The sequence below is a fragment of the Streptomyces sp. P17 genome, from assembly GCF_032436805.1.
In the GTDB taxonomy this organism is placed as follows: domain Bacteria; phylum Actinomycetota; class Actinomycetes; order Streptomycetales; family Streptomycetaceae; genus Streptomyces.
The window spans coordinates 1-275 of sequence record NZ_JAVRBF010000772.1 but is presented as its reverse complement, the minus strand read 5'-3'; the positions used below and the strand labels follow the sequence as shown (position 1 = coordinate 275).

The window sequence follows — 275 nt, the reverse complement described above, 5'->3', positions numbered from 1 at the left end:
CTCGGCGATGCCGCGATGTGCCGCATGTGTGGCGGCAGCGACCTGTCCACTGCCGCCGTCGACATGGCGTTGGGCACGAACTGGATCGACCACTCATGCTGGCGACGCCCCGACTCGACCCGAGTCTGCGCGGCCTGCCTGTGGGCATGCTCGGGGAAGCCGCCCGCCACGCTGCGAATGTGGAGCATCATCGCCGCCCCCGGCGTAGTCCTGCCACCCAAGCATGAGAAGTGTGCCATGCCAGACGGGGCCGGGCTGACCTTGCTGAACCGATC

1 protein-coding gene is annotated in these 275 nt (G+C 68.4%); it reads right to left on the bottom strand.

Annotated features, from left to right (window positions below; translation table 11 throughout):
- On the bottom strand, positions 1–191 hold a 191-nt coding region (locus tag RMT89_RS42900; protein WP_315889178.1), incomplete at its 3' end, for a hypothetical protein.
- Positions 192–275 lie beyond the last annotated feature (84 nt).